The 1525-nt window shown below is 51.5% G+C and carries 3 protein-coding genes; all 3 read left to right on the plus strand.

All coding sequences use genetic code 11. The annotated features are described in order from the left end of the window. Positions 1 to 478, plus strand: a 478-nt coding sequence (locus EI185_RS16145) for a hypothetical protein (protein ID WP_223247893.1), incomplete at its 5' end; no start/stop codon positions are given. A gap of 98 nt (positions 479 to 576) precedes the next feature. After that, a complete protein-coding gene (locus tag EI185_RS16150; RefSeq protein ID WP_124706184.1) occupies positions 577 to 885 on the plus strand; it encodes a hypothetical protein in 309 nt (102 codons plus the stop codon). An 86-nt stretch (positions 886 to 971) separates the two neighbouring features. Beyond that, on the plus strand, positions 972 to 1355 hold the full coding sequence (locus EI185_RS16155) for a hypothetical protein (protein WP_124706185.1): 384 nt from the start codon (positions 972 to 974) through the stop codon (positions 1353 to 1355). Positions 1356 to 1525: the final 170 nt, after the last annotated feature.

Consider the following 1525-nt stretch of genomic DNA (forward strand, 5'->3'; position numbering starts at 1 on the left):
AAATGATCGAAATTCCATCATGGCACTGGTTGCCGTTCGCGGAAACTTCTCCGCTGCCTCGGGACGGGGAAGTCCCTTTCATTCGTTGGGCATCATGACAGAGCGTTCCGATTCTGAGGTCGTTGCGGAGTTGTTGGGCTTTCACCGCATGGCTCTGGATAGCGACAAAGTGCTGCGTCGACAAGGCGCGGAATGGGCTCGGGATACACTCACTGACCTCATGTACGACGATCCAGGCCGGTGCTGGCGCGTTATTCGGTTGGCCGCCTTGGAAGATCCAACTGAAGAAGCACTGATGTTTTTTGGCGTAACGCTAAGCGGGTTGCTGCGTGACCATCCTGACCTGATAGAGGTCATTGCGCATGACGTAGCCGAGACCCCAAAGTTGACCGAGGTCATGTCTTGGGTAATGGAGGATGAGGCAATTGATCCATCAGTGTGGGCACGTATCGAATCGTTGTCGGAGCCAAGCAAATGAGCGGCGAGATGCCCAACAAATCATTCCAGCCGACCCGCTACAGCGGCCTTCGGCCGCTTCCGCGGTCGGCTGAATTCAAACGTTGGGCCTAGCAAAGCATGGGCATCGAGCTGGTTTGGGAGGAAGAAAACGGCACTGAGCTAGCACGCCTCAGTGATCCACAGTCCCTACTGAAGGGGTTCCTGCCGTCAGCGTCCGCACTAGAGTTTGTCTGTTTGCGTTTCGTTGATCCTTATGGGAACACTATCTTCAACACCCTTCAACTTCCCGTTCTCCTGCAAGAGCTAAGAGTTCGGGCATCAAGCCCACTGGAGCCACCTATTGCAGAGCATCTGAACAAAGCCATTTCTTTGGTAGCGAGTGCCCAAGGCTACATTCATACCTATGTGAGGTTTGTCGGTGACTAACCTATCACCTGTGGCCCAACCCGGCAGTCAACCGGACCTGCGCGAAAAGCCGCGCAGGCCGGTTACTTCTACGTTAGAGCGCACCCATGGTTATTATCACCGCTCAGTCTATCGAAACAGGTATTGTCTTTTCTAAGGGGGCGGAAATTGTGCGCGTTGACTACGCGCACACCAAACTTCAGGCGTTTGTTCTCGACCTGAACACCGAGTCCGAGTTTGTTGTCGAGTTTTCGAAGGTTATTGGCTTTCGTGTGCTTGATGAAGGTTACCTGAATGAATACTGGCCTGAATGCTCAGCATCAAACGGATGGCTCTTTGAAATACATTCTGGGGGTTGGTTGTCACAAGAAACCAATAAGTTGCTCGTTGATATGAACTCGAAAGGAATGGAGTATTTTATTGCTGGAGAGAATGATTGCCTCAGTGTTATAAGCAATGCCGCGCCTAGTGTTCACAAACGTGCGCTCTAACCTGGCATTCAAGAGGGACGCGCTAAAGCGCGCCCCTTAATTTTACTACAAGGGCTTCCCCAGATTTACAAGTGACCTGATGTTTTTAATTCATTGCTCTTTCCTCATCATCTGATTCAGATTGCGCCGCTTGGGTTGTGTAAGAAGGTGAAGGACTGCGAAACTACAAA

Source organism: Sulfuriferula multivorans, from assembly GCF_003851125.1.
GTDB lineage: Bacteria > Pseudomonadota > Gammaproteobacteria > Burkholderiales > Sulfuriferulaceae > Sulfuriferula > Sulfuriferula multivorans.